The 3891-nt window shown below is 69.3% G+C and carries 3 protein-coding genes and 1 pseudogene; 3 read left to right on the forward strand and 1 reads right to left on the reverse strand.

Annotated elements, in window-relative coordinates; translation table 11 throughout:
* Nucleotides 1–199: 199 nt before the first annotated feature.
* Nucleotides 200–2215 (reverse strand): outer membrane protein assembly factor BamB family protein, encoded by a 2016-nt coding sequence (locus tag ACWCXX_RS40780; protein WP_451136303.1) that lies wholly within the window; start codon nucleotides 2213–2215, stop codon nucleotides 200–202.
* A gap of 311 nt (nucleotides 2216–2526) precedes the next feature.
* Between ACWCXX_RS40780 and ACWCXX_RS40785 the strand changes: the two genes are divergently transcribed.
* From ACWCXX_RS40785 to ACWCXX_RS40795, 3 genes and pseudogenes are all read left to right on the forward strand, one after another.
* Complete coding sequence (locus ACWCXX_RS40785) at nucleotides 2527–2901, forward strand: VanZ family protein (protein WP_451136305.1); 375 nt, start codon at nucleotides 2527–2529, stop codon at nucleotides 2899–2901.
* An 82-nt stretch (nucleotides 2902–2983) separates the two neighbouring features.
* The gene (locus ACWCXX_RS40790; RefSeq protein WP_451136307.1) at nucleotides 2984–3319 is read left to right on the forward strand and encodes a YnfA family protein; all 336 of its coding nucleotides are present in this window, start codon (nucleotides 2984–2986) and stop codon (nucleotides 3317–3319) included.
* A gap of 378 nt (nucleotides 3320–3697) precedes the next feature.
* Nucleotides 3698–3891, forward strand: a pseudogene (locus ACWCXX_RS40795) (MarR family transcriptional regulator); the annotation flags it as partial.

Raw genomic sequence — 3891 nt, forward strand, 5'->3', positions numbered from 1 at the left:
TCAACCACAACCCACAACTGCCCTGGTCCTTCCTCGCCCACACAGGCCTGACCATCCACCCACCACACCCACCGAACTTACGAAAAGATCAGTAGTGCTCACGGTTCATCAGGCCTGCTCGCTTGATTCCCCACTCAGGGCGCGCCGGTCTGTGGACGGGCGGCACTCGGCAGGGCTGCCTTGAGAGCTGACCGCAGGCCTACGCGGGGGCTGCTGTTGAGAGGGCGAGCAGGCCCCTGCGTTCGGTGCCGATATAGGCCACGCCGTCGGCGATGACGGGGGCGACGGATTTGGGGCTGGTGTCGCTTAGCCGCCAGCGGACCGCACCAGTGCTGGTGTCGACCGCGCAGACCATGGTGTCCGAGTAGACGGCCAGGGCTCCGCCGCCCGACTGCGACAGGCGGGTGTGTTTGCCAAGGTCGGCGCTCCATCGTTCCTGCCCTGTGATCGCGTCGACTCCGCGGACTCTGTCGTCGGCATCGATGCACAGAGTGGGGCCCGCGATGGCGATGTCGAAGACGTAGAAGTCGCTCCGCGCGATGGTCTTGCGCACGGTTCCGTCGTCCGGGTCCAGGAGGGACACACCTCCGAAATGGCCCACGTACAACTTGCCGTCTGACATGGCCAGACATTGGGGTGCCTGCAGCTCGGTCTGCTGCCAGAGCCGTTGCCCCGTCGCCGCGTCGACTCGGTCCACTCCCGTCGTGCCGTAGACGAAGAGCGCGTTCCCCGATAACAGGCAGCTGACCAAGTCCGGAACGGATGGGTCATGCTCGTACGACCAGCGTCTGGAGCCGTCGGCGGCGTCGAGCGCGTGCACCGGCTCGCCGGACAGGTACACGAGGTCCGGTCCTGAGATCACCGGGTAGCCCGAGCCGGCGGGCAGCGGGGCGGACCAGCGGGTGGCGCCGGAGCGGGAGTCGAGCGCCGTCAGCCGCTTGCCGTCGGAGTGGTACAGGGTGTTGTTCCCGGGCACGGGCCCGCACACCGCGTTGTTCAGCGAGCGGTGCCAACGCTGTTTACCGGTACGGGCGTCGAGCGCCACGAGCCCGTCCTCGTCGCCGTTCGCGTACACCGTGTCCCGGGTCACCACCAGGGTGCCGGGGCTCCCTTTCATGGCATGCTGCCAAAGGGTCTTGGGGGCGGGCCCCGAGGAACTGTTCCGGCTGACCAGCCAGGCCGCGGTGCCACCAGCGGCGGCTGCGGCTCCCAGGCCGAGTACACCGCGTCGGGTGACGTGCCGCCCCGGGCCGAGTGGGGCGGGCGCGGTGCCCCTGGGGACGGGCATGCGCCCGGCGCCGGACGCCGGTGCGTTCACCGCGGTGGGTGGATGTGGCCGAGGCGCGCCGACCCTGCGGGTTCGTACCAGCGTAGTGACCTCAAGGGTCCGTCCGCCGATGTCGTCGAGCAGGGTCTGCGGAATCCAGGATCCGCCGTCGGCCGTGCCGGGGTCGGCCAGGGCGGCGAACTCGGCCAGCGGGGGCCGGTGTGCGGGCTCCTGGGCCAAAGCGCGGCGGAGCAGGGCGGCGAGCGTCACGTCGGTGACGCCGGAGAGATCGGGGGCGGCTGCCAGGGGCCGGACCATCACGGCCGCAGCGGGCCCGGTCCCGTACGGATGGCGTCCCTGGGCGGCGAAGGCGAGCAGCGCGCCGAGGGCGAACACGTCGGCGGCGGGCCCTGCGGCACCGCCCCGCAGCACCTCGGGCGCGATGTAGCCGGGGGTACCAAGGGTCTGCCCGGTACGGGTGATGGCGCTCTCGTCGTCGGCCAGGGCGATGCCGAAGTCGATCAGGCGGGCACCGCCGGCGCCGAGGATCACATTGGACGGTTTGAGATCGCGATGGACCAGGCCCGTCGCGTGGACGGCCGTCAGGGCCTCGGCCAGCTGCTCGGCGAGGGCACGGCAGGCCCCGGCGGGCAGTTCACCGTGCTGGGAGATCGCTTCGCCCAGCGTGGGACCGGGAACGAACTCCGTGGCCAACCACGGTGTTTCGGCGTCCGGATCGGCACCGGTCACCGAGGCGACACCCGCCCCGCGGACTCGCGCGGCGAGCCGGATCTCCCGGGCGAAACGCCGCCGGAACTCAGGGTCGTGCGCGCGCTCGGGATGCACCACCTTCAGCGCGTAGAGCGCGCTCCGTCGATCCTCGGCCAGATAGACCCGACCCATGCCGCCCTGCCCGAGCCGCGCCAGCAGCCGGTATCCCCCCAGCACCCGAGGATCCTGATGAGTGAGTGGCCGCACGCCCCGCCCCCTGTATCCGTCCGCCCGCGCTGAACCCAGGAAAGTCTGTAGTCCGCCCAGAACCTGGGGAAGACTGCACGCCGCGCTGAGCTCGCGAAAGAGCGATGTGTGCCCCCGGCCATTGTTGCCCACAGCAGCCGAGTGGGGAACGAAGAGCATCACTGGCCGGTTCCACGGATCCTCATCAGCTCAAGATCACGATCTGCAGCTGGAGCACCAGGGGGCCTTGCGTCGGCGGGCATGACAACTGGGCGAACGCGCGGTGCCGGGGGTGGGCATGGTTGCTCTCCAGCCGCCTGGGCAGCCCCCACGGTGTGTGGTGGGCCGGGCTTGCCGGCACGCTCACCGGTGTACTCGGGGTCACTTTCATGGGCAGCGGTCCGGCCAGCGGCCAATGCGTCATCAATCATGATCTTGCGGAGCCCTTCCGGACCACCCAGGGGCTGTGGAATCTCGCGATGACGGTGCCGCTCGGACTCTTTGCCCTGATGGCTCTGCGCCGGATTCTGCCCGCCGCCGTCGGCGTCGTCGCACTGCCCCTGGCCATCGAGTTCACCCAGGCCGCAGCGAACGGTCTGGGACGTGTGTGCGACAGCGCGGACGCCGAGAACGGACAGGTCTACGACGGCGCTGACGCACCGGTGAAGACCGGCTGACGTCTGTCCGGCTCGGCCTTCGGGCCGGGGCGACGGTTTAAAGTCGGTGATGCTTTCGCCGCCCTTCAGAAGGTTCTGCACCGTGCTCGTCGCCCGTTCCGTCGCCCTGTTCGTTCTTGCCGCCCTGTTCGAGATCGGGGGCGCCTGGCTGGTGTGGCAGGGCATTCGCGAGCACAAGGGGTGGATCTGGGTCGGGGCCGGTGCCATCGCGCTCGGGTTGTACGGGGTGGTGGCCACCTTCCAGTCCGATGACAACTTCGGGCGCATCCTGGCCGCCTACGGCGGGATCTTTGTCGCCGGGTCGATCGCCTGGGGCATGGTCGCCGACGGCTACCGCCCCGACCGCTTCGACGTCATCGGAGCCCTGGTGTGCCTCGCCGGGATGGCCGTGATCATGTACGGCCCGCGCGGCCACTGACCGGTCGGAACCAACCCGAGCTTCGAGAGCCGAGCTTCGAGAGCCGGAGGGCGGGGGCGAGCCTTGGGGAGGGCTTGTTCACTCGTTCGTGGGTACGGGGAGGGGCTCGGGGCCGGGGCTTGAGCTTCGGGCTTCGGGGGCCGGGATCCGAGTGTCGGGATTCGAGCGATGTTGTCCAACTGGTTGGTTGGAAAGGGAGGTTGGGAAACCTTCCCGCCCTCCCGGACCCGTTACGGCCAGCAAGTACGACTAATCGTGACCGACTTGCGGCGAAGAGTCGCGGCTGTTTACGGTGCCCAACGTAACGACCCCGGACGCGGTGTTGACAGCACCGGCCGGGGCCTGACCCCAAGATCGCCAATCAAAGGAAACGATCCCGTGGCTGTTGTGAACCTTAGCCGTGCCCTGCGCGCGCCCGCATCCCTGCTCCCCCATTCGGCCTTTCGCCCGAAGGGCCGGCCCGGTTACGGAAAGCGGTCCGTTCCGGAGCAACGTCCGCCGCTCGAAGGTGATTTCGCGTTTCTGCCCGAACGTGAGCGGCACATCGCGGGTTACGTCGACGCGCTGCCGGA

The organism is Streptomyces sp. NPDC001732 (assembly GCF_053596315.1).